This window comes from Paracoccus isoporae (assembly GCF_900101865.1).
Lineage (GTDB): Bacteria > Pseudomonadota > Alphaproteobacteria > Rhodobacterales > Rhodobacteraceae > Paracoccus > Paracoccus isoporae.
This window is the reverse complement of record NZ_FNAH01000001.1, coordinates 472409-494402: the sequence shown is the minus strand read 5'-3', so window position 1 is coordinate 494402 and position 21994 is coordinate 472409. Positions and strand designations below refer to the sequence as shown.

Here is a 21994-nt window from a genome sequence, read left to right as displayed (position 1 = left end):
GCCATCTGGCCCCCGTTGTCATTTGATGGCATAGTGACGTCGAGTAACGTGCTGGTTCCGAAGGCGCTTTTCTGGATGCGGATTGCAACTCTTCTCCTGCTGGGCGGGATGCTGACGACCTGGCCGTCGGGTGGGCCAGTGGCGTCGGAGATGGTCACGGACCGATTCTACGATGTGGTGGTGCCGGGCCTCGCCCGCGGGCGGGTGGCGTTCCTGGCGGACGGGCGGGTGATCGGGCAGCGATCCACCGAGACCGAGCTGGAGCAGAAGGGCCGGTGGTGGCGCGATGACGGGCTGCTGTGCCTGGAGGACGAGCCGGGCGACAAGCCGGTCTGCGTGCAGGAATTGCCGCATGACGATCCGCGCGGCTTCAGCCTGCGCTACATGATCTTCCGCGCCGATCTGACGCCGGAGGGCTGATCCCCCCGGCGAGGATGTGCCGGATCCATACGGAGTCGCGTCATGCGCCAAATCCCCACGAAACCGATTGCCGCCTTGCTGGCGGGGCTGTGTCTTACCCTGCCGGTCGCGGCGTCTGCGCAATCGCAAATGGCGGTTCTGGATTACACCTGTGCGGATGCGCGGCGCCTGTCGGTGGCCTTCATCAATGCCGGGGATGGGAGCTTCGCGGTTCTGCAGGATGGCGGGCGGCTGGTGACGCTGGAGATCGCGCCGTCGGGTTCCGGCGCGCGCTACCTGTCCGATGATGGCCGGATGGAGCTGTTCACCAAGGGGAATGCCGCCACGGCGAGCCTGATCGGCGATGAGGATATTCCGCTGTACCGGGACTGCGACGGGGTGGCTCAGGCCCGGTGATAGGGCGCGCCGGCCAGGATCGAGGCGGCGCGGTAGAGCTGTTCGGCCAGCATCACACGCACCAGCATATGCGGCCAGACCATGCGGCCGAGGCTGATCTGCCAGTCGGCGCGCTGGCGCAGGCCTGGGTCCAGCCCGTCCGCGCCGCCGATGACGAGGCAGATGTCGCGGCCCTGATCGCGCAGCGCGGCGAGCCGGTCGGCAAAATCGGGTGAGCTGGGCTGCTCGCCGCGCTCATCCATCATCACCACGAAGGATCCGGCGGGGATGGCGCGTTCGATCAGCGGGGCCTCGGCGGCCATGCCGCCGCCGCGCTTGTCCTCGACCTCGATCACCTGCACCGGCGGCAGGCCGAGGCTGCGGCCGGTCCTGGCGAAGCGGTCGAGATAGTCGTCGATCAGGGTCAGCTCGGGCGATTTCCGCAGACGGCCGACGGCGAGGAGGGTGATGCGCATGGGGTGTTTTGCGGCGCGGGCGGCGAGGCGTCAAGCGGCTGCGCCGGGGCTGGTGGCTTGCGCAACGGGGGTTTCTGGACAGCCGGTCCCGCCCGCATCCTTGCGCGGGCAGGAAGATGGGGTCGTGGCGGCCGGCGATGCTCCGCGCGCGGCAGCCCCGGGGCGCTTAATGCGCGGCGGTGTCGCTGCGCAGCGCCTTGAGCTGGTCGCTGGGCATCCACATCTTCTCGAGCTGGTAGAAGTCGCGGACTTCGGGCCGGAACACATGGACGACGACATCGTCGGTGTCGATCAGCACCCAGTCGCCGGCATCCTTGCCCTCGATCCGGGCGGATCGGCCGGTGGCGTCCTTGACCCGCTGGGCGAGTTTTTCGGCGATGGTGGCGACCTGGCGGGCGTTGCGCCCGGATGCGATGACCATGTGATCGGCCATGGCGGAGCGGCCGCGAAGATCGATCGTCACGACATCCTCGGCCTTGTCATAGTCAAGAGAGGTCAGGATGCGCTGCAGGATCTCGTCGCTGCTCAGATCATGCGGCGCGGCGGTCACATTCGGCTGTACGGCCGATTGGACTTGGGTGGACAGGGGTTCATCCTCCGGTCATCGCGCCTGATCGCCCCGGCGCCGGGCTGATCTCAATATAGCATTCATGCGGCTATTCTCAATCACCGGCGATGAATTTCGGCGGCGTGGCGCCGTCCTCGTCGCCCAGCACCCGCACCTCGCGCTGTGGGAAGGGGATGGAGATGTCATGTTCCTTGAACGCGTCCCACAGCGCCAGGAACACCTGGCCGCGCACATTGGTGAGCCCGCCCTGCGCATCCGAGATCCAGAAGCGCAGCACGTAATCGACCGAGCTGTCGCCGAAACCGGTGATCCAGCAGACCGGCGTGCGCTGCGCCAGCACGCGCTTGACGGTCATGGCTGCGTTGATCGCAACCTTGGAGACCTTGTGCGGATCATCGCCATAGGCGGTGCCGAAATGCACGTCCAGCCGCACGAAATTATTGGTATGCGACCAGTTCACCACCTGGCTGGTGACCAGATCCTCGTTCGGGATCAGGAATTCCTTGCCGTCGCGCGTGACCACCGAGACATAGCGGGCGCCGAGCGCGTCGATCCAGCCGAACGTGTCGCCCAGGCTGATGACGTCGCCGGGCTTCACCGATTTGTCGAGCAGGATGATGACGCCGGAGACGAGGTTCGAGACCACCTTCTGCAGGCCGAAGCCAAGCCCGACGCCGACCGCGCCGGAAAACACCGCAAGCCCGGTCAGGTCCAGCCCGATCGCCTTGAGCCCGATCACCACCGCCAGGGTGAACAGCGCCACCTGCAGGATCTTGGCGGTGAGCACCCGCATGGTGGGCGACAGATCCGCGGTGTCGGCCAGCCGCCGGGTCAGCACCCCGGTCAGCAGCCGCGCCCCCGCCAGCAGCGCGGTCATCACCGCGAGCGCCTGCAGGACGGTCAGCGCCGAGAGGCGGAACGAGCCGATGCTGATCGCGATGCTGTCCATGAGCTGGGCTGCCGCGGGTGTCAGGTCCAGCAGATACAGCACCGCCCAGATCCAGGCCGCCCATTTCGCGATGCGCCGCATCAGCGGGTTCACGATCAGCCGTGAGGCAAAGGCGATGAACAGCACCGCGGTGGCAATCGTCGCCGCCAGCCGGATCACATGGCTGAGCGACGGCCATGTCACCTCGCGCATGACCAGCACCACGATCCAGGCCATGGCCGAGAACAGGATCAGCCGCAGCCGCCGGTCGATCACCAGCCCCAGCCGCAGCCGCCATTTCGCCCAGCCCTCGCGCCGCCGCAGCCAGAGCCGCAGACGCGGCGACAGCAGCCGGGCCAGCAGATGCGCGGCCAGGATCATCACCAGCACCGCGAGCACCTGATTGAGCCGCGAGGGCAGCAGCATGGTGCGCGCGATCTGGTCCAGCTCCTGCCAGAACCCGCCGGCGGCGTCGATGATGGCGTCAGGGGGGGCGATACCTTCCATATGTTCAATTAGACCGCCGCCGGGCAGGCTCTGCAAGGCCCGTGCGGATGAACAAAGATGAGTTTCCGCTTGCCTGACCGCCCTTTGTCGGGCTAGGCGTGCAGCCGGAACACGGGAGACGCTGGCGCAGGCCAGGGCCGAAGGAGCAACCGCCCCGGTAATCTCTCAGGCAAAGGGACCGGTTCCGCATAAACTCTGAAGAGTGGTCCGCAAGGGCCCGCCGAAGGATAACGATCTCAGGCGCCGGCGACGGCAGGGACAGAGGGGGCAGCCAACGGCGCGGGGCCACACGCTGGGAGGATGCTCTTGACTGAACTGAAACGCACACCGCTTCACGAACTCCATCTGTCGCTTGGCGCGAAGATGGTGCCCTTTGCCGGATGGGAGATGCCGGTCCAGTACAAGGCCGGGGTGATGGCGGAACATCTGCATACCCGCGAGAAGGCCGGGCTGTTCGATGTGAGCCATATGGGGCAGGTGATCCTGCGCGCGCCCTCCGGCACTGCGGAGGATGCGGCGCGCGCGCTGGAAACGCTGGTGCCCGCCAATCTGCTCGGGCTGGCCGAGGGGCGGCAGCGCTATGGCCTGTTCACGAACGCGCAAGGCGGGATCCTTGACGATCTGATGATCGCCAATCGCGGGGATCACCTGTTCCTGGTCGTCAATGCCGCCTGCGCCGATCAGGACATCGCGCATCTGCAGACGCTGGACGGCGTCACCGTGGAGCCGGTGACGGACCGGGCGCTGCTGGCGTTGCAGGGGCCGGAGGCGGTGGGCGTGCTGTCCGGGCTGGTCCCGGATGCGGCTGCGATGAAATTCATGGATGTGGCGATCCTCGACTGGGACGGGGTGGCGCTGTGGGTCTCGCGCTCGGGCTATACGGGCGAGGACGGATTCGAGATCTCGGTGCCCGCGGCGGCGGCGCGGGAGTTTGCCGACCGGCTGCTGGCCGATGCGGCGGTGGCTCCGATCGGGCTTGGCGCGCGGGATTCGCTGCGGCTGGAAGCGGGGATGCCGCTTTATGGCCATGACATGGATGCGGGGGTGACGCCGGGGGCGGCGGCGCTTGGCTGGTCGATCCCCAAGATCCGCCGCCGGGACGGTGCGCGGGCGGGCGGGTTCCCCGGCGCGGATGTGATCCTGGCGGAACTGGCCGAGGGCCCGGCAAAAAAACGTGTCGGGCTGCGCCCCGAGGGCCGCGCGCCGATCCGCGAGGGCGTGGCGATCTTCGACGCGGCCGAGGGCGGCGCGCAGATCGGCACGGTCTGTTCGGGCGGGTTCGGGCCGAGTGTCGGTGCGCCCGTCGCCATGGCGATCCTGCCCGCGACGCTTGCCAGCGGCGACACGGTCTGGGCAGAATTGCGGGGCAAGCGGATCCCGGTCTCTGTCGCCGATCTTCCCTTCATCACACCTGACTACAAGCGCTGAGGAGCATCCCCATGCTGAAATACACCGAAGATCACGAATGGCTGAAGCAGGACGGTGACGAGGTCACGGTCGGCATCACCGCCCATGCCAGCGAGCAGCTTGGCGATGTCGTTTTCGTCGAACTGCCGGAGGTCGGCCGCGAGGTCGAGAAGGGCGAGGAGATCGTGGTGATCGAATCTGTCAAGGCTGCGTCGGACATCGTGGCGCCGATCGCGGGCGAGATCGTGGCCGTGAATGACGATCTGGCCGATAATCCCGGCGCGGTCAATGACGACGCGATGGCGGCGTGGTTCTTTCGCATCAAGCCGGCCGGTGGCGAAAGCATCGACGGCTTCATGGACGAGGCGGCGTACAAGGCGCTGATCGGCTGAGGCCGGACCGGGGGCGCTGCCCCCGGACCCCCCGGGGTATTTCGGGTGAAGAAGAATTGGGCATGTTCCCGTGTGCGGAGATCTGGACGAGATGACGCGTTGGAATCCTACCGACTACAATCCTGACGATTTTGCCAATCGGCGCCATATCGGACCCTCTCCGGCCGAGATGGAGGAGATGCTGGCGGCGGTGGGGGCGGAGAGTCTCGATGCGCTGATCGAGCAGACCGTGCCGGGCTCCATCCGGCAGGACGCGGCGCTCGACTGGGCGCCGTTGTCCGAGGCCGCGCTTCTGGACAGGATGCGGGCGGTTGCGGCGAAGAACGAGGTGATGACCAGCCTGATCGGGCAGGGTTATTACGGCACGGTGACGCCGCCGGCGATCCAGCGGAATATCCTGGAAAACCCGGCCTGGTATACCGCCTATACGCCCTATCAGCCGGAGATCGCGCAGGGCCGGCTGGAGGCGCTGCTGAATTATCAGACCATGGTCAGCGATCTGACCGGGCTGCCGGTGGCGAATGCCTCGCTGCTGGATGAGGCGACGGCGGCGGCCGAGGCGATGGCCATGGCGCAGCGTGTGGCGAAGTCGAAGGCGAAGGGGTTCTTTGTCTCCGAAAACCTGCATCCGCAGACGATTGCGGTGATCGAGACGCGGGCGGAACCACTGGGGATCGAGGTGATCGTGGGGCGGCCCGAGGATCTGGAGCCGGAGGCGGTCTTCGGTGCGATCTTCCAGTATCCGGGCACGTTTGGCCATATCCGCGATTTGAGCGCCGAATGCGCCGCGCTGCATGACGCCAAGGCGGTGGCGATTGTCGCGACGGATCTGCTGGCGCTGTGCCTGCTGCGCGAGCCCGGCGCGATGGGGGCGGATATCTGCGTGGGTTCCAGCCAGCGTTTCGGCGTGCCGATGGGCTATGGCGGGCCTCATGCGGCCTTCATGTCCTGCCGGGATGCGTTCAAGCGGGCGATGCCGGGGCGGATCGTCGGGGTCTCCATCGACGCGAAGGGCAATCAGGCCTATCGCCTCGCGCTGCAAACGCGCGAGCAGCATATCCGGCGCGAGAAGGCGACCAGCAATGTCTGCACGGCGCAGGCTTTGCTGGCGGTGATGGCGTCGTTCTATGCCGTGTTCCACGGGCCGGTGGGGCTGCGGGCCATTGCGCAGCGTGTGCATCTGCATGCGGTGACGATTGCGGATGCGCTGCGCGCCGCCGGGGCCGAGGTGGAGCCGGAGGCGTTTTTTGACACGATCACCGTGCGGGTGGGCGTGGGGCAGTTGGGGATTCTGGCCGCCGCTCGCAATCACGACATCAATCTGCGCAGGATCGGGCGGGATCGCGTCGGGATCTCGGTCGATGAGACCACCGATGCGGGCGTCATTGCGCGGCTGCTGGACAGCTTCGGGATCACCGATCCCGCGACCCCCGCGACCGCGCCCGCGATCCCAGAGGATCTGCTGCGCGAGAGCGATTATCTGACCCATCCGGTGTTCCACATGAACCGGGCGGAATCGGAGATGATGCGCTATATGCGGCGGCTCTCGGACCGCGATCTCGCGCTGGATCGGGCGATGATTCCGCTCGGGTCCTGCACGATGAAGCTGAATGCCGCGGCCGAGATGATGCCGATCACCTGGCCGGAATTCGGCGCGCTGCATCCTTTTGCGCCGGCGGATCAGGCCGCGGGCTATGCCGAGATGCTGGAGGATCTGACGGAGAAGCTGTGCACGATCACCGGCTATGACGCGTTCTCGATGCAGCCGAACAGCGGCGCGCAGGGGGAATATGCGGGCTTGCTGACCATTCAGGCCTATCACCGGGCGAATGGCGACGATCAGCGCGATGTGTGCCTGGTGCCGTCAAGCGCGCATGGGACCAACCCGGCAAGCGCCCAGATGTGCGGCATGAAGGTCGTGGTCGTCAAATCGGCGCCGAATGGCGATATCGATCTGGAGGATTTCGGCGACAAGGCCAAGGCCGCGGGCGACCGGCTGGCGGCGGTGATGATCACCTATCCGTCCACGCATGGCGTGTTCGAGGATACGGTGCGCGAGGTCTGCCGGATCACTCATGAGTATGGCGGGCAGGTCTATATCGACGGCGCGAATATGAACGCGCTTGTCGGGCTGGTGAAACCCGGAGAGATCGGCGGCGATGTCAGCCATCTGAACCTGCACAAGACCTTTGCCATTCCGCATGGCGGCGGCGGGCCGGGCATGGGGCCGATCGGGGTCAAGGCGCATCTGGCGCCGCATCTGCCGGGCGATCCGCGCGGGGGCGACGGCGCGGTCTCTGCGGCGCCTTATGGCAGTGCCTCGATCCTGCTAATTTCATGGGCCTATATCCTGATGATGGGCGGGCCGGGGCTGACGCAAGCGACGCGGGTGGCAATCCTGAACGCGAACTATATCGCCGCACGTCTGGCCGGGGCCTATCCGATCCTGTTCATGGGCAATCGCGGACGGGTGGCGCATGAATGCATCATTGACACCCGGCCCTTTGCCGAGCATGGCGTGACGGTGGACGATATCGCCAAGCGGCTGATCGATAACGGTTTCCATGCGCCGACGATGAGCTGGCCGGTCTCCGGCACGCTGATGGTCGAGCCGACCGAGAGCGAGACCAAGGCCGAGATCGACCGATTCATCGCCGCTTTGCTGTCGATCCGCGAGGAGATCCAGGCGGTGGCCGATGGCGAGGTTGACGTGGAGGTCAGCCCGCTGCGCCATGCGCCGCATACGGTCGAGGATCTGGTCGCGGAGTGGGACCGCCCCTATAGCCGCGAGCAGGGTTGTTTCCCGGCCGGGGCCTTCCGGGTGGATAAATACTGGCCGCCGGTCGGGCGTGTGGACAACGTTCATGGCGACCGCAACCTGATCTGCACCTGTCCCCCGCTGGAGGATTACGCCGAAGCGGCGGAATAAAGCGGCGGCGGCTGAGATCCCGGCCGCGGCGCATCGTGCCGGGTGCCGCTGTCGCGCTCGGACCGGGCGCGCGCCAATCCGACGCGATTTTTCGTTGATCGGGGCACGTGACCCGGCGACACTGCCGTCACAGGCAGAAACAAGAAAAACAGAACGGGCAGATGATGATCGTTACGGTGAAGATGCGGCTTGCCGCGATGGGCGCGGTTCTGGCCGTGGCCCTGGCGGGGTGCGGCGGGGATTCCGCGCCGTTGCGGCGTGGCGCGAAAGGCGATGTGGCGTGCATGGAACGCGCCATCTTCTTCGAGGCCAACCGCTCCAGCCGGGTGGGGATGATCGCGGTGGGCAATGTGGTGATGAACCGCGTGGCCTCGGATGATTTTCCGAACACGGTGTGCGGGGTGGTCGGGCAGAAGAACCAGTTCGCGCCGGGGGTGATGACGCGCAAGATGAACTCCCGCGCGATGCCGGATGTGCAGGAGGCGGCGCGGGCGGTGCTGCGCGGCGAGCGCGCGCCGGGCATCGGCAAGGCGCGGTTCTTTCACACCTATGGCTACCGATTCCCCTATCGCAACATGCACTATGTGCTGACCGCCGGCGGCAATGCCTTCTACGAGAAGCGCAAAAAACACCTGGTGACGCAGCCCGTGCCGCGCCGGCCCATCGACTGAGGCGCAGGTTCAGCGCGCGGCGCGCGCGATGCTGCGGCGGATGCGCCGGGCGAAGCGTTCGGCACGCGCGGGGCTGACGGTCTCGGCATCATGGAGCGCCAGCCAGCGCAGTCGGGCCTGCGGGGCGCAGGGATGCAGGATGGCCAGCCGCAGCACCCGGCGCAGCGGCTGGCGCAGCACCAGCCGGTCGATCCAGCCGGGCGAGCCCATGGTGGTGATTGCCACCACCTGCCGAAGCCGGGACAGGCGCGGGTGCAGACGGCTTTTGTCCGGCGCGTGATCGAAAGCGATGCCGGGCCGCCAGACGCGGTCGAACCAGCCTTTCAGGATGGCCGGAAACCCGTACCACCAGGTCGGGAAGACGAGGATCAGCAGCTCGGCCGCCTGCAGGGCCGCGCCATGATTCGCGATGTGCGCATCGGGGATGGCACCGGGATCGGCGTAATAGGCGCTGCGTTCGCCCGCGGTCAGGCGCGGCTCGAACCCGGTCTAGTAGAGGTCGATCCGGCGCAGCGAGGCGCCCGCGTCCTGCGCTGCTTTCGCGGCGATCTCTGCCAGATGGCGGTTGAGACTGGCGGGAACGGGGTGGGCGACGATCAGCAGCGCGTTCATTTCGGCTTCGGCCGGAACGCCTCGATCCGTGCCGGGTCGGTCTCGATCCGGGCGGCGCCGAGCAGGTCGAGGCAGTAGGGCACGGCAGCAAACACCGCGTCGAGGCAGGTGGCGATGGCCGAGGGCTTGCCGGGGATGGTGATGATCAGGCAGGCCCCGCGGCTGACCGCGGTCTGGCGCGACAGGATGGCGGTCGGCACCTCGCGCAGGCTGGCGCGTCGCATCTCCTCTCCGAAGCCGGGATATTCGCGCTCGGCCACGTCCATCACCGCCTCTGGCGTCAGGTCGCGGGGTGCGGGGCCGGTGCCGCCGGTCACGAGGATCAGATCGGCGCCCTGATCGGACAGCTCGCGCAGCCGGGACGCGACCACCTCTCGCCCGTCGGGGACGATGCTGCGGCTGATCTCCATCGGCGAGGTGACGGTGCGCCGCAGCCAGTCCTCGGCGCCGGGGCCGCCCTTGTCCTCATAGGCACCCGCTGCGGCGCGGTCGGAGACGGTCAGGATTGCGACGCGGGCGGGGCGGGCGGCTGTGTCGGTCATGGCGGCAAGTCTGCATCCCCGCGCGGGGGAAGGAAAGCCCGGCGGCGATGTGGGGCGGCTGGATGACTGGCGCAGCGCCGCCCGGTCTATCTTGATGCCGCCGGTGTGGTGAGGCCTTGATCCGCAGCTCGGGCGTGCAGAACATCTGTTGCAGCCGCTGGCGACGGTATCCCGTCCCCGACCCTGCGCACGGCTTGAGGCCGCAGCGCGGGGGTTTTCGGTCTGAATCAAAAGGGGAAACCCGGCCTCTCAACCCTTGATTGTGCGCGCGGCCCGCGCCTAGGCTTGGGCAGGCGATGATGGAGGCACGGATGACGGATTTCAGGTTTTCGCGGCGGCTGTTCCTCGGCGCGGCCGTATCGGCGCTGTTGCCGATGCGCGCGGCTGGCGAGATGCCGGATCCGAACCGCTTCGTGGCGCTCGATGCGCCGCCGCAGCAGATCGAGGCGGCCATTGCCGCGATTGACGGGATCGTGGCAGAGGTGATGGCGCGGAGCGGGGTTCCGGGCATCGCCGTGGCGGTGGTTCATGGCGGCCGCACGGTGAAGGCGGGCGGATACGGATTGCGCGAGATCGCGGCCCCCGATGAGATCACCCCGGACACGGTCTTCCAACTCGCCTCCGTGTCGAAATCCATCAGTGCCACGGCGATTGCCGCGCGGGTCGGGCAGGGTGCCGTGGGTTGGGACAGCCGGATGCGGGAGCTGCTGCCGTGGTTCGCGCTGTCCGATCCAGCGGTGACCGCGCGGCTGACCATTGGCGATCTGCTGAGCCATCGCTCCGGCCTGCCCGATCATGCCGGCGACGATCTGGAGGATATCGGCTTCGGTCGGCGCAGGGTGCTGGAACGGCTGCGGCTCTTGCCGCTCAGCGCCTTTCGTGACAGCTACGCCTATACGAATTTCGGATTCACCGCGGCAGCGGAAGCCGTGGCGGCGCAGGCCGAGATGGACTGGAGCGAGCTGGTCGCGCAGGAGATCTTCGCGCCGCTCGGCATGTCTGCCACGAGCGCGCGGTACGACGACTTCATGGCGCGGGCCGATCGCGCCGTGCCCCATGCCAGGACCGAGGATGGTTTCGCGCCGCTGTTCCAGCGTCAGCCGGACCCGCAGGCCCCGGCGGGCGGGGTCAGCGCCTCGGTCAGCGACATGGCGAAATGGCTGGCGATGATGCTCGCGGATGGGGGTGATCTGATCCCGGCTGCGGCGCTGCGTCCCGCCATCTCGCCGCAGGCCGTGTCGGTGCCCGCCCCGACATCGGATGCGCGGGCCGGGTTCTACGGCTTCGGCTTCAACGTGTCGACCGAGTCCTCGGGGCGGAAGAGCCTGAGCCATTCGGGCGGGTTCCTGATGGGGGCGGGGACGTGCTTCACGCTGATCCCGTCGCTCGATCTGGGGATCGTGGTCTTGTCCAACGCCGCGCCGGTCGGCGCGGTGGAGGCGATTGCCGCCTCCTTTACCGATCTGGCCCAGCTTGGGCGGATCAGCCGGGACTGGTACGCGGCCTATCAGGGGCTGGTCGGTCCTTTCTTCACGCCCCTGGGCAGCACGGCCGGGATGGCGCCGCCCCGCGCCTCCGCCGCGCCGCCGGATGCGGGCTGGGCGGTCGGCAGCTATCAGCATCCCTATTTCGGCAGCGTCGAGGTGCGCGGGGGCCGCGACGGGCTGGAGCTGGTGGCCGGGCCGGCGGCCATGGTGCTGCCGCTGCGCCCTTGGGATGGCCGGACGATGGTCTTCGATTTCGTCACCGAGAATGCGGTCGAGGGCTCGCGCTCGCTGGCCGTGTTCTCGGGCGAGGGCGAGGTGGCGGAGGCGCTGGAGATCGAGCTGTTCGGAGAAAACGGCCCGTCGCGTTTCCTGCGGCGCGCGCCGGGGTAATCCTGCCGCGCGTCAGTTGCGCGTGGTGATCGAGAAAAGCGATGCGGGGTGGGACATGCGCACCTGGGTCAGCGCCTCTCCGTTCAGGAAGGTGCGGCGTTCCAGCACGAAGATCGGCGCGCCGGGCGAGAGCGCCAGCCGCTCGGCCACGTGATCCGACGCCCCATCCGCCCGCAGCGTGGTTTCGACATCGGTGGCCGGGATCAGGCTGACCAGCCATTCATTCGGGCTTTGCTGGCTGAAATCGGCCTCGGCGCTTTCCGGCAGGCTGTCGAGGCTGATCTGGCGTTCCTCAAGCTGGAACGGGACATTGTTGGCCAGATGCAGGCATTCGACATGCAGCATCCCGGCCGGCCCGCCGAATGCCGTATCCGCCTTGGAGATGCGCCGGTCCAGCAGGCGGTAACCATATGTGTCGCCGCGCGCCTCGATCCCGTGGCGCACGATCGGGATGCTCATCCGCGACGCATGGGCCTGACGGGCGGCGACGCGTGTGCCGGCACGCTTGCGCCGCTCCACCAGCCCCTGTTCGGAGAGCGCATCCATCGCCCGCCGCACCGTGCCGCGCGCGACGCCGAATTCGGCGGCAAGCTGGGGTTCGGTCGGCAGCTCATGCCCGACCGGCCAGTCGCCGTCATTGATCCGGCGCAGCATCTCGTCGCGTATGGCGGCAAAGCGTTTCATCATCCCTTGCGATCCTAATCGCTTTCTGCCTCGGCTGAGAAGCGAGAAATAAGATTGAACAAATGAAAAATATGTTTAAACATATGAGGGGAGATGCGCCAGCCGTGATTCGGATTGCGGCGCCGCATCGGGGGATGACGCAGACCGGAACGGGTCTGACGCGAGATTGCGATGTCTTGGATGGCCGGGCAGATCGCCCGGATAAATCGACAGCTCGGAGAGGGAGGAGCGAGATGAAAAGACGGAATTTCCTGAGGACGGCCGGGATCGGCGCCGCGGCGAGCGCCGTGGCCGCGCCCGCGATTGCGCAGGACGTGCTGCAATGGAAGATGGTCACGGCCTGGCCGAAGAACCTGCCCGGGCCGGGTGTGGCGGCGCAGAAGCTGGCCGACCGGATCACGCTGCTTTCGGGCGGCCGGATCGAGGTGCAGCTTTTCGGCGCGGGCGAGCTGGTGCCGGGCAATGGCGTTTTCGACGCGGTGTCGCAGGGCACGGCGGATCTGTATCATGCGGTGCCCAGCTATTGGGGCAGCAAGTCGAAGGCGATCCTGCTGTTTTGCAGCCAGCCCTTCGGTCTGACCGCGACCGAGCAGGTCGGCTGGATGAGCTATGGCGGCGGTCAGGAGCTTTATGACGAGGTCTATGCGGGGTTCGGGCTGAAGCCGTTCCTGTGCGGCAATTCCGGCCCGCAATGGGCGGGCTGGTTCCGCGAGCCGATCAACTCGGCCGAGGACCTGAAGGGGCTGCGCTTCCGCTCGACCGGGCTCGCCTCCGAGATGTGCACCAAGCTGGGCATGTCGGTGCAGGCGCTGTCGGGCGGCGAGATGTTCCAGGCGCTGCAGTCGGGCGCGCTCGATGCGGGCGAGTTCATCGGGCCGTGGACCGATGCCGCCGTCGGCTATCAGCAGATTGCCAAGAATTACTACTGGCCCGGCATCGGAGAGCCGGGGTCGGCCGAGGAATGTGCGGTCAATCTGTCAAGCTGGGAGGCGCTGCCCGACGATCTGAAGGCGGCGGTGCGGGCGGCCTGCGAGAGCCTCTATAACGAGGTGCTCACCGAGTATCTGACCAACCATGCCCGCGCGCTGAGCGAGCTGGTGGCGAATGACGGCGTGCAGGTGCACCGCCTGCCCGACGACGTGCTGGCCGCCATGTGGACCGCCGCAGGCGAGGTCTATGACGAGTTGCTGGCGGGCGACGAGACCACGAAGAAGGTTACCGAGAGCTTCATGGCCTATCGTGACCTGATCGCCGGCTACCAGGTGCAATCCGAGGCCGGTGCGATCAATGCCCGCGCCGCGGCGATGGGCGTCTGATGCTAAGGCTGGCGGACGGTCTGGACGCGATCAATCGGATCACCGGCCAGACGGTCCGCTGGCTGGCGCTGCTGCTGCTGGCGGTGCAGTTCGCCATTGTGCTGCTGCGTTACGTGTTCGGGATCGGCGCGATCTGGGCGGATGAGGCGGTGCTGTACACCCATGCCAGCCTGTTCATGCTGGCCTCGGGCTATACTCTGCTGATCGACCGGCATGTCCGGGTCGATATCTTCTATGCAAGCTGGCCGCCGCGCGGAAAGGCCCTGCTGGACCTGGCGGGGCATTGCCTGCTGCTGCTGCCCAGCCTCGCCGTGATCGCCTGGTGGAGCTGGCCTGCCATCCGCGCCTCATGGGCGATCCGCGAGGGGGCGATTTCGGTTGGCGGTCTGCCGTTTTCCTATCTGCTCAAATCGCTGATCCCGGCCTTCTGCGCGCTGATGGCGGTGCAGGGGATCGCGCTGATCCTGCGCGACCTGGCGCGGCTGACCGGACACGGCGAGGGAGAGACGCCGCATGCTTGATCTGTGGATGATCGCGGCGCTGATCGTGGGCATTCTGCTGGGCTATCCGGTGGCCTTCACCATCTCCGGCGTCGCGGTTTTGTTCGCCGGGATCGGCTGGCTGACCGGCGGGTTCGAGACCGCGCTGTTCGGGGCGATCGGCCAGCGTTTCTTCGGCATCATGACCAATCGCACGCTGATCGCCATCCCGCTTTTCGTGATGATGGGGGTGATCCTGCAACGCTCCGGCATTGCCGAGCGGCTGCTGGAGACGATGGCGCGGATGTTCGGGCATCGGCGCGGGGGGCTGGGCATCTCGGTGGTTCTGGTCGGCGCGCTGCTGGCGGCCTCGACCGGCATCGTCGGGGCGACGGTGATCGCGATGGGGATGATCGCGCTGCCCACGATGATCCGCAACGGCTATGACGTGCCGCTGGCCTGCGGCACGGTCTGCACGGCGGGCACGCTGGGCCAGATCATCCCGCCCTCGACGCTGCTCATCATCCTGTCGGACGTGATGTCGTCAGCCTATCAGCAGGCGCAATATGCGCAGGGGAAGTTCTCTATCCAGACCATCTCTGTCGGGCAGACCTTCGCCGCGGCGATGCTGCCGGGTCTGGCGATCGTGGGGATCTACCTGATCTATCTGGTGGTCCGCGCCTGGCTGCGCCCGAACGACATGCCGCCGGTGATGGACGAAGGCGGCCGGCCAACGGCCGGGGAGGTCATGGCAGCCGTGGTGCCGCCGATTGCGCTGATCGTCGCGGTGCTCGGCGCCATACTGGGCGGCATCGCGACTCCGACCGAGGCGGGCGCTGTCGGTGCGGCGGGCGCGCTGTTGCTGGCGGGGCGTCACGCCGGGATGCCGGCATGGCAATTCTGGCTGGGCTTCGGCGCGCTTCTGGCACTGGCCATCGCGGCGGGCGCGGCCCCGGTGCGGATGCAGCGCAGCGATCTGACCCAAGCGCAGTTCATGCTGGGGCTGGGCTATGCCGTGCTGGCGGTGCTGTCGATGATCGTGCTGGGCCTCGCCGCCTGGCGCGTCAGGCTGGGCGGGATGCTGGCCGCGGTGGTCACCGAAACCGCCACGGTCAGCGCGATGATCTTTGCCACCATCCTGATGGCCGGGATGTTCTCGCTTGTGTTCATCGGGCTGGGTGGCGAGGAGCGGCTGGCGGATTTGCTGGAGCAGATGCCGGGCGGGCCGACAGGGGCGCTTCTGTTCACCATGGGGCTGATCTTCATCCTCGGCTTCTTTCTCGATTTCGTCGAGATCTCGGTGATCCTGCTGCCGCTGGTGGTGCCGGTGCTGATCACCATGGGCCATGATCCGATCTGGCTGGCGGTGCTGATCGCGATCAACCTGCAGACCAGCTTCCTGACCCCGCCCTTCGGGTTCTCGCTGTTCTATCTGCGCGGCGCGGCCCCGCCCGAGGTCTCGACGGGGCAGATCTATCGCGGTGTGGCACCTTATCTGGCGTTGCAGGCCGCGGCGGTGGCGGTGGTCTGGCTGCTGCCGGTGATCGCGACATGGCTGCCGGGATGGCTTTATGGCTGAGATCCTGCCGCCCGAGCCCTGGACCGGACGCAGCGACCCGGAGGACGGTCCGAATGCGCTGCGCCTGCATCATCGGGCCGGTGCCGATGGCGCGAGGGTCGCGTTGCTGGGATTTGCCTGTGACGAGGGGGTGCGCCGCAACAAGGGCCGGCCCGGCGCGGCTGAAGGTCCGTCGGCGCTGCGCGCGGCGATGGCGGGGCTGGCCGTGCCGGCCGGCTGGCCGGGATTTGCGGATCTGGGCGATGTCGGCGTGACCGGGTCCGATCTGGCGGACGGGCAGGCGGCCATGGCGCGGAGGATCGCGGAGGGGCTTGTCCGGCATGATCGCGCCGTCGTGCTCGGCGGCGGGCACGAGACCGCCTTCGCCTCGTGGGGCGGGTTGCGGCGCGCGCGCGCCGGGCGAATCGGGATCGTCAATATCGACGCGCATCTGGATATTCGGAACCCCGGCGCAGAGGGTGCGTCCTCCGGCACGCCCTTCGCCCAGATCCGCGCCGAAGACCCGGAGGGCTTCGACTATCTCGTGTTGGGTCTGTCGGAAGAGGCCAACACCCAGGCGCTGCGCGAGCGGGCGGCGGAGTGGTCGGTCGGCGTTGTCGCCGACCGCGCTTTGCAATCAGGCGCCGAGCCGGCGCGGGCGGCGGTCGAGGCGCTGTGTGCGCGGGTCGATCAGGTCTATCTGACGCTGGATCTGGACGTGCTGCCGCATGCGGTCATGCCGGCGGTCAGCGCGCCCGCCGGGCGCGGTGTGCCGCTGCATGTGGTGGAGGCGCTGATCGACATGGTGTTTGACTGTGCGCCCACAGTCCCGGTGGCGGATATGGTGGAGTTTTCGCCGCGGCTGGACCCGAGCGGATGCGCCGCGCGCAGCGCCGCGCTGCTGGGGCGGCGGCTGTTGCTGGGGCGCGGAGATTCGCGGCAGGACTGACCGGCCAAAGCCGCGGCGCGCCCTGCGGACAGAGTCACGAATTGCGGCAATTGCTGGACCTTTCCGTGCCGCTCGCATTAAAGCGGGTGGAACCGGCCCGCGGCGGGCGCCCCGCCTGCACTCTCATCAGGGTCGCGCCACCCGATGCCGTCTGGAACGCCGATGCCCGACCCGATCTCTCCGCCGCTGCAACTCGACCGGATCTCCTGCCGCTTCGGGCGCCATGAGGTGCTGAAAGACATCTCGGTCGAGGTGCCGGCGGGGCAGATCACCTGCCTGCTGGGCGAATCGGGCTGCGGGAAATCGACCTTGCTGCGGCTGATTTCGGGGGTGGAGCGGCCCACGAGCGGCGCGATTTTCATGGCCGGGCGTCAGATCACCGGCGAGGGCGTGTTCGTCGAGCCGGAGCAGCGCCGCATCGGGTTCATGTTCCAGGATTACGCGCTGTTTCCCCATCTGAGCGTGGCGGACAACCTGACCTTCGGATTGCGCGATCTGCCCGGCGATCTGCGGCGCGCGCGGGTCACGGATATCGCCGAGCGGATCGGGATCGCTCATCTCTTGGACCGGTTCCCCTATGCGCTGTCGGGGGGCGAGCAGCAGCGCGTGGCGCTGGCCCGCGCGCTGGCGCCGCAGCCCGCCATCCTGCTGATGGACGAGCCGTTTTCCAATCTGGACCAGGGGTTGCGCGAACGGGTCCGCCGCGAGACCGTGGACACGCTGCGCAAGCTGGGCACGACGGCGATCCTGGTCACCCATGACCCGCAGGAGGCGCTGGCGGTGGGTGACCAGATCGTGCTGATGAAGCAGGGCCGGATCGAGCAGATCGGCAGTTCCTTCGACATTTACGACCGTCCGAACTCGGCCTACTGCGCCGAGTTCATGGGGCCGTGCAACCGGCTGACCGGGATCTGGGCGGGTGGCGAGATCGAGACCCCGATCGGCCGGTTCGCGGGAAATCTGGACCTGCCGGACGGTGCGCTGGCACTGGCCTGTATCCGCCCGCAGGCCATCACCATCGGCCAAAACGGCGAAGGCATCGTCGCCCGCATCCTCGGCAAGACCTTCCTGGGCGAAAGCGAGCAGATCGATGTCAGCGTGCATCCGCTGGCCGAACCGCTGCGGATGCACAGCCATGAGCGCATCCCGATGAAGATCGGCGAGCAGGTGCATCTGCAACTGAATGGCGCGCAAGTGCATGTTTTTGCAGAACCTGTATCGCGGAACTGACGAAAATCACCTGCAAGAAATAGTTGACTGAAATGCTTTGGCACGCTAGCAGGGCGGCGACACCGAAGTAACCGATTGATTTTGTCGGTTTCCCAATTGGAGATGTTGGAATGAAGATTGCCGCCCGCCTGACCGGAGTCCTGATCGCCTCCACCGCCCTGACCGGCGGTGCGACCGCCGCCGCGGCGCAGGAGCTGAACATCTACACCTCGCGCGAGCCGGGGCTGATCGAGCCGCTGCTGGAGGCCTTCACCGACTCCACCGGCATCGCGGTCAACACCGTGTTCCTGAAGGACGGGCTGGCCGAGCGGGTCGAGACCGAGGGCGAAAGCTCGCCCGCCGATGTGCTGATGGCGGTCGATGCCGGCAACCTGGCCGATCTGGCCGAGCGCGGGCTGACCCAGCCCATCGACTCCGAGGTGCTGGATGCGGCGGTCCCGGAAAACCTGCGCGACCCCGACAACCAGTGGGTGGCGCTGTCCACCCGCGCCCGCGTGGTCTATGCCGCAAAGGATCTGGATCTGGACGCGATCACCTATGAGGAGCTGTCGGACCCGAAATGGCAGGGCAAGCTCTGCATCCGTTCGGGCCAGCATCCCTATAACACGGCGCTCTTCTCGGCCTATCTGGCTCATCACGGGGCCGAGGCCACCGAAGAATGGCTGACCGGCATCAAGGACAATCTGGCCCGTCAGGCCGGCGGCGGCGACCGTGACAGCGCCCGCGACATCCTTGGCGGGATCTGCGACATCGCGGTCGCCAACTCCTACTATGTCGGCCGGATGCGCTCGGGCGCGGGCGGCGACGAGCAGACGGAATGGGGCGATGCGATCAAGGTGATCCTGCCGACCTTCGAGAATGGCGGCACCCATGTGAATATCAGCGGCGCGGCCATCGCGAAATATGCGCCCAACAAGGACGAGGCCATCCAGCTTCTGGAATATCTGGTTTCCGACGAGGCGCAGAAGATCTATGCCGAGGCGAATTACGAGCACCCGGTGAAGGAAGGCGCGCCGCTGGACCCGATGGTCGAATCCTTCGGGGAGCTGACCGTGGACACGATCCCGCTGACCGAGATCGTCACCTATCGCAAGGAAGCCAGCGAGCTGGTGGACAAGGTCGGTTTCGACAATTGATCCGGCCCTGTCCGAAACGCACGGGCCCTGCCGGATGACGCGATGACGCTCGCCCTTGCGCCGCAGGAGATCCCGGCCAGACCCTTCCGCATCCGCGGGAGGGTCTGGATCGTTCTGAGCGCGGTGATCGCCGCGCTGATGCTGCTGCCGGTGCTGGCACTGATCTGGCAGGCCGCGCGCGGCTCGGCGGGGCTGTGGTCGCATCTGGCCGCGAACGTGCTGCCGCATGCGCTGTCGCAGACCGCGATCCTGCTGGCCGGGGTGGGGGTGCTGGTCGCGGTGATCGGGACGACCATGGCCTGGCTGGTGACGGCCTATGATTTCCGCGGGCGGCGGGTTCTGGAATGGGCGCTGCTGCTGCCGCTGGCGGTCCCGACCTATATCGTGGCCTATGCCTATCTCGACATGCTGCATCCGATCGGGCCGGTGCAATCGGCGATCCGCGCCGTGCTGGGCTATGACAGCCCGCGCGATTTCCGCCTGCCCGATATCCGCAACATGGCGGGCGCCATCATCCTGCTCAGCCTGGTGCTGTATCCTTATGTCTACCTGCCGACGCGGGCGATGTTCATGACCCAGGCCGCCAATCTGGTCGAGGTGTCGCGCACGCTGGGCACCGGGCGGGCGCAGGTGTTCCGCCGGGTGGCGCTGCCGCTCGCCCGACCGGCCATCGCCGTGGGGATGAGCCTTGCGCTGATGGAGACGCTGAACGATATCGGCGCGTCGGAATTTCTGGGCGTGCGCTCGCTGACCATTTCCATCTACACGACCTGGGTGACGCGGTCCGATCTGCCCGGCGCGGCGCAGATCTCGCTCGCCATGATCCTGCTGGTCGTGCTGCTCGTTTCTCTGGAGCGGTGGGCACGGCGGCGGCAGCGTTTCTCGGTCAGCGCGCAGCGGTCGCGCAGCTTCGAGCCGAGGCGGCTCAGCGGCGGAGCCGGGCTGGCGGCGCTTGCGGTCGGGCTTGCGCCGGTGCTGCTGGGTTTCGTGTTCCCCGCGCTGTTCCTGGCCTCGGAGGCGTGGCGGCGATTCCGGTTCGCCGGGCTGTCGGATACGCTGGTGACCGAGGCGGCCAACACCTTCATCCTGTCGGCGTCAGCGACGCTGGCGGTGCTGCTCTGCGGGCTGGTTGTGGCCTATGCTGCGCGGCTGCGGCCCAAGCGCGACATGCTGGCGCTGCAACGCATCGCCTCGCTGGGTTATGCCATGCCGGGCACGGTGCTGGCGCTGGGGATCCTGATCATTTCCGCCGGGCTGGATCGCTGGATCGACCAGACGGCGCGGCAGGTTCTGGGGGTCTCGACCGGGCTGCTGATCATCGGGTCGGGTGCCGCGCTGGGTTATGCCTATCTGGCGCGGTTCCTGGCCATCTCGGTCGGCTCGATCGAGGCGGGGTTCAGCCGCATCCCGCGCAGTTACGATCACGCCGCGCGGGCATTGGGCAGCGGGGCGACAGGTGCCATGTGGCGCGTGCATCTGCCGCTGTCGCGTGGCGCGATGGCGGCGGCGGGGCTGCTGGTTTTCGTGGATTGCATGAAGGAGCTGTCTGCGACGCTACTGCTGCGCCCGCTGAATTTCGAGACGCTGTCGACTCATCTTTACGCCGAGGCCGCACGCGGCACCTATGAGGATGCCGCCCTCGCGGCCCTGGCGATCGTGCTGGTGGGGATCCTGCCGGTGGTGATGCTGGCACGGGTCGGCCGGCGCGACTGAGGCCGGGCGCGGGCACATCCCCCGCACCCGGCCCCTTGCGACCCCGATCCTAGCCGCCCATCACCGTGCGGATCATCAGATACATGACCGACGGTCCCAGCAGGCAGCCAAGCCCGGTATAGAAGGTGGCCGTCATTGCCCCATAGGGCACCAGCCGCTTGTCGGTGGCGGCCAGACCGCCCGCGACCCCGCTGGTCGTGCCCATCAGCCCGCCATAAGCCATCGCCGCCTTGGGATTGTTCAGCCGGATATAGGGCGCGATGAACGGGGTGCCGATCATCACCAGCACCGATTTCACCAGCCCCGCGGCGACCGACAGCGCCACGATCTCGCTCGACGCGCCAAGCGCCGATCCGGTCACCGGCCCCACGATATAGGTGGCGGCCCCGGCCCCCAGCGTGGTCATGCTGACCGAATCGTTGTAGCCGAACATCAATGCCACCGCCGCGCCGACAACGAAGGACAGGACAATGCCCAGCAGAAGCGACAGCACACCGACCATGCCGGACCTGCGAATCTCCTGCAGATCGACACCGTAGGCCGTCGAGACGATGGCGAAGTCCCGCAGCATCGAGCCGCCCATGATGGCGAGACCTGCGAACAGCGGAATGTCAGACAGACCCTTGGTGCCGCCGGTGAACAGCCCGCCCAGCCAGGCCAGCACCAGTCCCATGATGATCGCGACGGCCGAGCCGTGCAGCCGGCCGCGGGTCAGGTGATGCGAGACGTAATAGCTCAGCCACATCACCGCGCCGACCACCACGAAGGCGAAAAGCAGCCCATTCTTGATGAGAACGTCGGAGACCAATTCCATGCTTACACCTCCGCTTCTTCGCTGATCGGGGGCAGGGGCGGCTCCGCGCCGCCAATGCGCGACAGGACCGGGACAAGCCCCCAGGACAGCACCGTGGCAAGCACCCCGGCCAACAGCGCGACCGGCCCGGCGCCGACGGCGGCCACGACATTCTGGATCGAGGCCATGGCGACGACGATGGGGATATACATCGCGCTCCAGAACAGCACCCCGTCGGCGCTGTGCTGGGGAAACTGGCCGGCGCGGCGCAGCCGGTCGGTCAGCAAGATCAGCAGCAGCATGGCAAAGCCGACCCCACCAACATTCGATTCCACCCCGAGCAGCGCGCCGAGCGCATCCCCCACGATCATGCCCGCAATGAGGCAGGCCGCCAGAACGGCGACACCGTAAACAATCATCGAATTCCTCCCT

The 21994-nt window shown here is 67.4% G+C and carries 23 protein-coding genes and 1 riboswitch; of the genes, 14 read left to right on the top strand and 9 right to left on the bottom strand.

Annotated elements, in window-relative coordinates; translation table 11 throughout:
- The first annotated feature begins 75 nt into the window (after window positions 1-75).
- Together BLT73_RS02405 and BLT73_RS02400 are read left to right on the top strand one after the other, a co-directional pair.
- Window positions 76-420, top strand: coding sequence for a hypothetical protein (locus BLT73_RS02405; protein ID WP_176804850.1), 345 nt, complete (start codon window positions 76-78; stop codon window positions 418-420).
- A gap of 42 nt (window positions 421-462) precedes the next feature.
- Window positions 463-816, top strand: a complete 354-nt coding sequence (locus tag BLT73_RS02400) for an MliC family protein (RefSeq protein WP_090520492.1) — start codon at window positions 463-465, stop codon at window positions 814-816.
- Here the strand turns inward: BLT73_RS02400 and rlmH are convergent.
- The 3 genes from rlmH to BLT73_RS02385 all read right to left on the bottom strand — a co-directional run bounded on the left by rlmH (window position 804) and on the right by BLT73_RS02385 (window position 3274).
- The gene (gene rlmH, locus BLT73_RS02395) at window positions 804-1271 is read right to left on the bottom strand and encodes a 23S rRNA (pseudouridine(1915)-N(3))-methyltransferase RlmH (RefSeq protein ID WP_090520490.1); all 468 of its coding nucleotides are present in this window, start codon (window positions 1269-1271) and stop codon (window positions 804-806) included. The two genes, BLT73_RS02400 and rlmH, sit on opposite strands and share 13 nt — an antisense overlap.
- Before the next feature lie 166 nt (window positions 1272-1437).
- Window positions 1438-1821 carry a ribosome silencing factor gene (gene rsfS, locus BLT73_RS02390; RefSeq protein ID WP_176804848.1) on the bottom strand — a complete coding sequence of 128 codons (384 nt, stop codon included), beginning with the start codon at window positions 1819-1821 and terminating at the stop codon, window positions 1438-1440.
- Window positions 1822-1933: 112 nt separating this feature from the next.
- Window positions 1934-3274, bottom strand: a complete 1341-nt coding sequence (locus BLT73_RS02385) for a mechanosensitive ion channel family protein (RefSeq protein ID WP_090520489.1) — start codon at window positions 3272-3274, stop codon at window positions 1934-1936.
- Between the two features lie 102 nt (window positions 3275-3376).
- A riboswitch (glycine riboswitch) is annotated at window positions 3377-3465 on the top strand.
- Between the two features lie 115 nt (window positions 3466-3580).
- On the opposite strand from BLT73_RS02385, the gene gcvT reads away from it, so the two are divergent.
- The 4 genes from gcvT to BLT73_RS02365 all read left to right on the top strand — a co-directional run bounded on the left by gcvT (window position 3581) and on the right by BLT73_RS02365 (window position 8673).
- On the top strand, window positions 3581-4702 hold the full coding sequence (gcvT, locus tag BLT73_RS02380; RefSeq protein ID WP_090520487.1) for a glycine cleavage system aminomethyltransferase GcvT: 1122 nt from the start codon (window positions 3581-3583) through the stop codon (window positions 4700-4702).
- Between the two features lie 11 nt (window positions 4703-4713).
- Window positions 4714-5073, top strand: coding sequence for a glycine cleavage system protein GcvH (gcvH, locus tag BLT73_RS02375; RefSeq protein WP_090520486.1), 360 nt, complete (start codon window positions 4714-4716; stop codon window positions 5071-5073).
- A gap of 91 nt (window positions 5074-5164) precedes the next feature.
- Window positions 5165-8002 (top strand): aminomethyl-transferring glycine dehydrogenase, encoded by a 2838-nt coding sequence (gene gcvP / locus BLT73_RS02370; RefSeq protein WP_090520955.1) that lies wholly within the window; start codon window positions 5165-5167, stop codon window positions 8000-8002.
- Window positions 8003-8163: 161 nt separating this feature from the next.
- A complete protein-coding gene (locus tag BLT73_RS02365; protein WP_090520484.1) occupies window positions 8164-8673 on the top strand; it encodes a cell wall hydrolase in 510 nt (169 codons plus the stop codon).
- A gap of 9 nt (window positions 8674-8682) precedes the next feature.
- Here BLT73_RS02365 and BLT73_RS02360 read toward each other — a convergent pair whose 3' ends face one another.
- Genes BLT73_RS02360 through mog form a run of 3 tightly spaced genes read right to left on the bottom strand, consistent with a single transcriptional unit; the run spans window position 8683 to window position 9827 of the window.
- Window positions 8683-9144: an NAD(P)H-dependent oxidoreductase gene (locus BLT73_RS02360; protein WP_090520482.1), complete on the bottom strand. Its 462-nt coding sequence runs from the start codon at window positions 9142-9144 to the stop codon at window positions 8683-8685.
- Window positions 9145-9162: 18 nt separating this feature from the next.
- Entirely contained in the window at window positions 9163-9285 is a 123-nt protein-coding gene (locus tag BLT73_RS16945) for an NAD(P)H-dependent oxidoreductase (RefSeq protein WP_143025608.1), read from the bottom strand.
- Window positions 9282-9827 (bottom strand): molybdopterin adenylyltransferase, encoded by a 546-nt coding sequence (gene mog, locus BLT73_RS02355; RefSeq protein WP_090520480.1) that lies wholly within the window; start codon window positions 9825-9827, stop codon window positions 9282-9284. Before mog ends, BLT73_RS16945 begins: the two co-directional genes overlap by 4 nt.
- Before the next feature lie 311 nt (window positions 9828-10138).
- Between mog and BLT73_RS02350 the strand changes: the two genes are divergently transcribed.
- Window positions 10139-11704: a serine hydrolase domain-containing protein gene (locus tag BLT73_RS02350; RefSeq protein WP_090520953.1), complete on the top strand. Its 1566-nt coding sequence runs from the start codon at window positions 10139-10141 to the stop codon at window positions 11702-11704.
- Window positions 11705-11716: 12 nt separating this feature from the next.
- On the opposite strand, the gene BLT73_RS02345 is transcribed toward BLT73_RS02350, so the two are convergent.
- Window positions 11717-12391 (bottom strand): histidine utilization transcriptional repressor HutC, encoded by a 675-nt coding sequence (locus BLT73_RS02345; RefSeq protein WP_090520478.1) that lies wholly within the window; start codon window positions 12389-12391, stop codon window positions 11717-11719.
- Window positions 12392-12621: 230 nt separating this feature from the next.
- On the opposite strand from BLT73_RS02345, the gene BLT73_RS02340 reads away from it, so the two are divergent.
- The 7 genes from BLT73_RS02340 to BLT73_RS02310 all read left to right on the top strand — a co-directional run bounded on the left by BLT73_RS02340 (window position 12622) and on the right by BLT73_RS02310 (window position 20769).
- The gene (locus BLT73_RS02340; RefSeq protein ID WP_090520477.1) at window positions 12622-13704 is read left to right on the top strand and encodes a TRAP transporter substrate-binding protein; all 1083 of its coding nucleotides are present in this window, start codon (window positions 12622-12624) and stop codon (window positions 13702-13704) included.
- On the top strand, window positions 13704-14225 hold the full coding sequence (locus BLT73_RS02335) for a TRAP transporter small permease subunit (RefSeq protein WP_090520475.1): 522 nt from the start codon (window positions 13704-13706) through the stop codon (window positions 14223-14225). The genes BLT73_RS02340 and BLT73_RS02335 overlap by 1 nt, the downstream gene beginning before the upstream one ends.
- The gene (locus BLT73_RS02330; protein ID WP_218132495.1) at window positions 14218-15762 is read left to right on the top strand and encodes a TRAP transporter large permease; all 1545 of its coding nucleotides are present in this window, start codon (window positions 14218-14220) and stop codon (window positions 15760-15762) included. The genes BLT73_RS02335 and BLT73_RS02330 overlap by 8 nt, the downstream gene beginning before the upstream one ends.
- Complete coding sequence (hutG, locus tag BLT73_RS02325; protein WP_090520472.1) at window positions 15755-16690, top strand: formimidoylglutamase; 936 nt, start codon at window positions 15755-15757, stop codon at window positions 16688-16690. Before BLT73_RS02330 ends, hutG begins: the two co-directional genes overlap by 8 nt.
- A gap of 162 nt (window positions 16691-16852) precedes the next feature.
- Window positions 16853-17920 (top strand): ABC transporter ATP-binding protein, encoded by a 1068-nt coding sequence (locus BLT73_RS02320; RefSeq protein WP_090520471.1) that lies wholly within the window; start codon window positions 16853-16855, stop codon window positions 17918-17920.
- Between the two features lie 110 nt (window positions 17921-18030).
- Entirely contained in the window at window positions 18031-19056 is a 1026-nt protein-coding gene (locus tag BLT73_RS02315; RefSeq protein ID WP_090520469.1) for a Fe(3+) ABC transporter substrate-binding protein, read from the top strand.
- A gap of 42 nt (window positions 19057-19098) precedes the next feature.
- Window positions 19099-20769 carry an ABC transporter permease gene (locus BLT73_RS02310; RefSeq protein WP_090520467.1) on the top strand — a complete coding sequence of 557 codons (1671 nt, stop codon included), beginning with the start codon at window positions 19099-19101 and terminating at the stop codon, window positions 20767-20769.
- Between the two features lie 49 nt (window positions 20770-20818).
- On the opposite strand, the gene madM is transcribed toward BLT73_RS02310, so the two are convergent.
- Together madM and madL are read right to left on the bottom strand one after the other, a co-directional pair.
- Window positions 20819-21583, bottom strand: a complete 765-nt coding sequence (madM, locus tag BLT73_RS02305) for a malonate transporter subunit MadM (protein ID WP_090520465.1) — start codon at window positions 21581-21583, stop codon at window positions 20819-20821.
- Between the two features lie 2 nt (window positions 21584-21585).
- Window positions 21586-21981: a malonate transporter subunit MadL gene (madL, locus tag BLT73_RS02300; protein WP_090520464.1), complete on the bottom strand. Its 396-nt coding sequence runs from the start codon at window positions 21979-21981 to the stop codon at window positions 21586-21588.
- Window positions 21982-21994 lie beyond the last annotated feature (13 nt).

What these genes read in the sequence shown, in the direction of transcription:
- BLT73_RS02320 (WP_090520471.1), top strand. Translation starts at nt 16,853, where the DNA reads ATGCCCGACCCGATCTCTCCGCCGCTGCAACTCGACCGGATCTCCTGC.
- hutG (WP_090520472.1), top strand. Translation starts at nt 15,755, where the DNA reads ATGGCTGAGATCCTGCCGCCCGAGCCCTGGACCGGACGCAGCGACCCG.
- BLT73_RS02400 (WP_090520492.1), top strand. Translation starts at nt 463, where the DNA reads ATGCGCCAAATCCCCACGAAACCGATTGCCGCCTTGCTGGCGGGGCTG.
- BLT73_RS02335 (WP_090520475.1), top strand. Translation starts at nt 13,704, where the DNA reads ATGCTAAGGCTGGCGGACGGTCTGGACGCGATCAATCGGATCACCGGC.
- BLT73_RS02310 (WP_090520467.1), top strand. Translation starts at nt 19,099, where the DNA reads ATGACGCTCGCCCTTGCGCCGCAGGAGATCCCGGCCAGACCCTTCCGC.
- BLT73_RS02345 (WP_090520478.1), bottom strand. Translation starts at nt 12,391, where the DNA reads ATGATGAAACGCTTTGCCGCCATACGCGACGAGATGCTGCGCCGGATC.
- BLT73_RS02330 (WP_218132495.1), top strand. Translation starts at nt 14,218, where the DNA reads ATGCTTGATCTGTGGATGATCGCGGCGCTGATCGTGGGCATTCTGCTG.
- BLT73_RS02315 (WP_090520469.1), top strand. Translation starts at nt 18,031, where the DNA reads ATGAAGATTGCCGCCCGCCTGACCGGAGTCCTGATCGCCTCCACCGCC.
- gcvP (WP_090520955.1), top strand. Translation starts at nt 5,165, where the DNA reads ATGACGCGTTGGAATCCTACCGACTACAATCCTGACGATTTTGCCAAT.
- BLT73_RS02350 (WP_090520953.1), top strand. Translation starts at nt 10,139, where the DNA reads ATGACGGATTTCAGGTTTTCGCGGCGGCTGTTCCTCGGCGCGGCCGTA.
- madM (WP_090520465.1), bottom strand. Translation starts at nt 21,583, where the DNA reads ATGGAATTGGTCTCCGACGTTCTCATCAAGAATGGGCTGCTTTTCGCC.
- BLT73_RS02385 (WP_090520489.1), bottom strand. Translation starts at nt 3,274, where the DNA reads ATGGAAGGTATCGCCCCCCCTGACGCCATCATCGACGCCGCCGGCGGG.
- BLT73_RS16945 (WP_143025608.1), bottom strand. Translation starts at nt 9,285, where the DNA reads ATGAACGCGCTGCTGATCGTCGCCCACCCCGTTCCCGCCAGTCTCAAC.
- mog (WP_090520480.1), bottom strand. Translation starts at nt 9,827, where the DNA reads ATGACCGACACAGCCGCCCGCCCCGCCCGCGTCGCAATCCTGACCGTC.
- rlmH (WP_090520490.1), bottom strand. Translation starts at nt 1,271, where the DNA reads ATGCGCATCACCCTCCTCGCCGTCGGCCGTCTGCGGAAATCGCCCGAG.
- BLT73_RS02365 (WP_090520484.1), top strand. Translation starts at nt 8,164, where the DNA reads ATGATGATCGTTACGGTGAAGATGCGGCTTGCCGCGATGGGCGCGGTT.
- gcvH (WP_090520486.1), top strand. Translation starts at nt 4,714, where the DNA reads ATGCTGAAATACACCGAAGATCACGAATGGCTGAAGCAGGACGGTGAC.
- BLT73_RS02405 (WP_176804850.1), top strand. Translation starts at nt 76, where the DNA reads ATGCGGATTGCAACTCTTCTCCTGCTGGGCGGGATGCTGACGACCTGG.
- madL (WP_090520464.1), bottom strand. Translation starts at nt 21,981, where the DNA reads ATGATTGTTTACGGTGTCGCCGTTCTGGCGGCCTGCCTCATTGCGGGC.
- BLT73_RS02340 (WP_090520477.1), top strand. Translation starts at nt 12,622, where the DNA reads ATGAAAAGACGGAATTTCCTGAGGACGGCCGGGATCGGCGCCGCGGCG.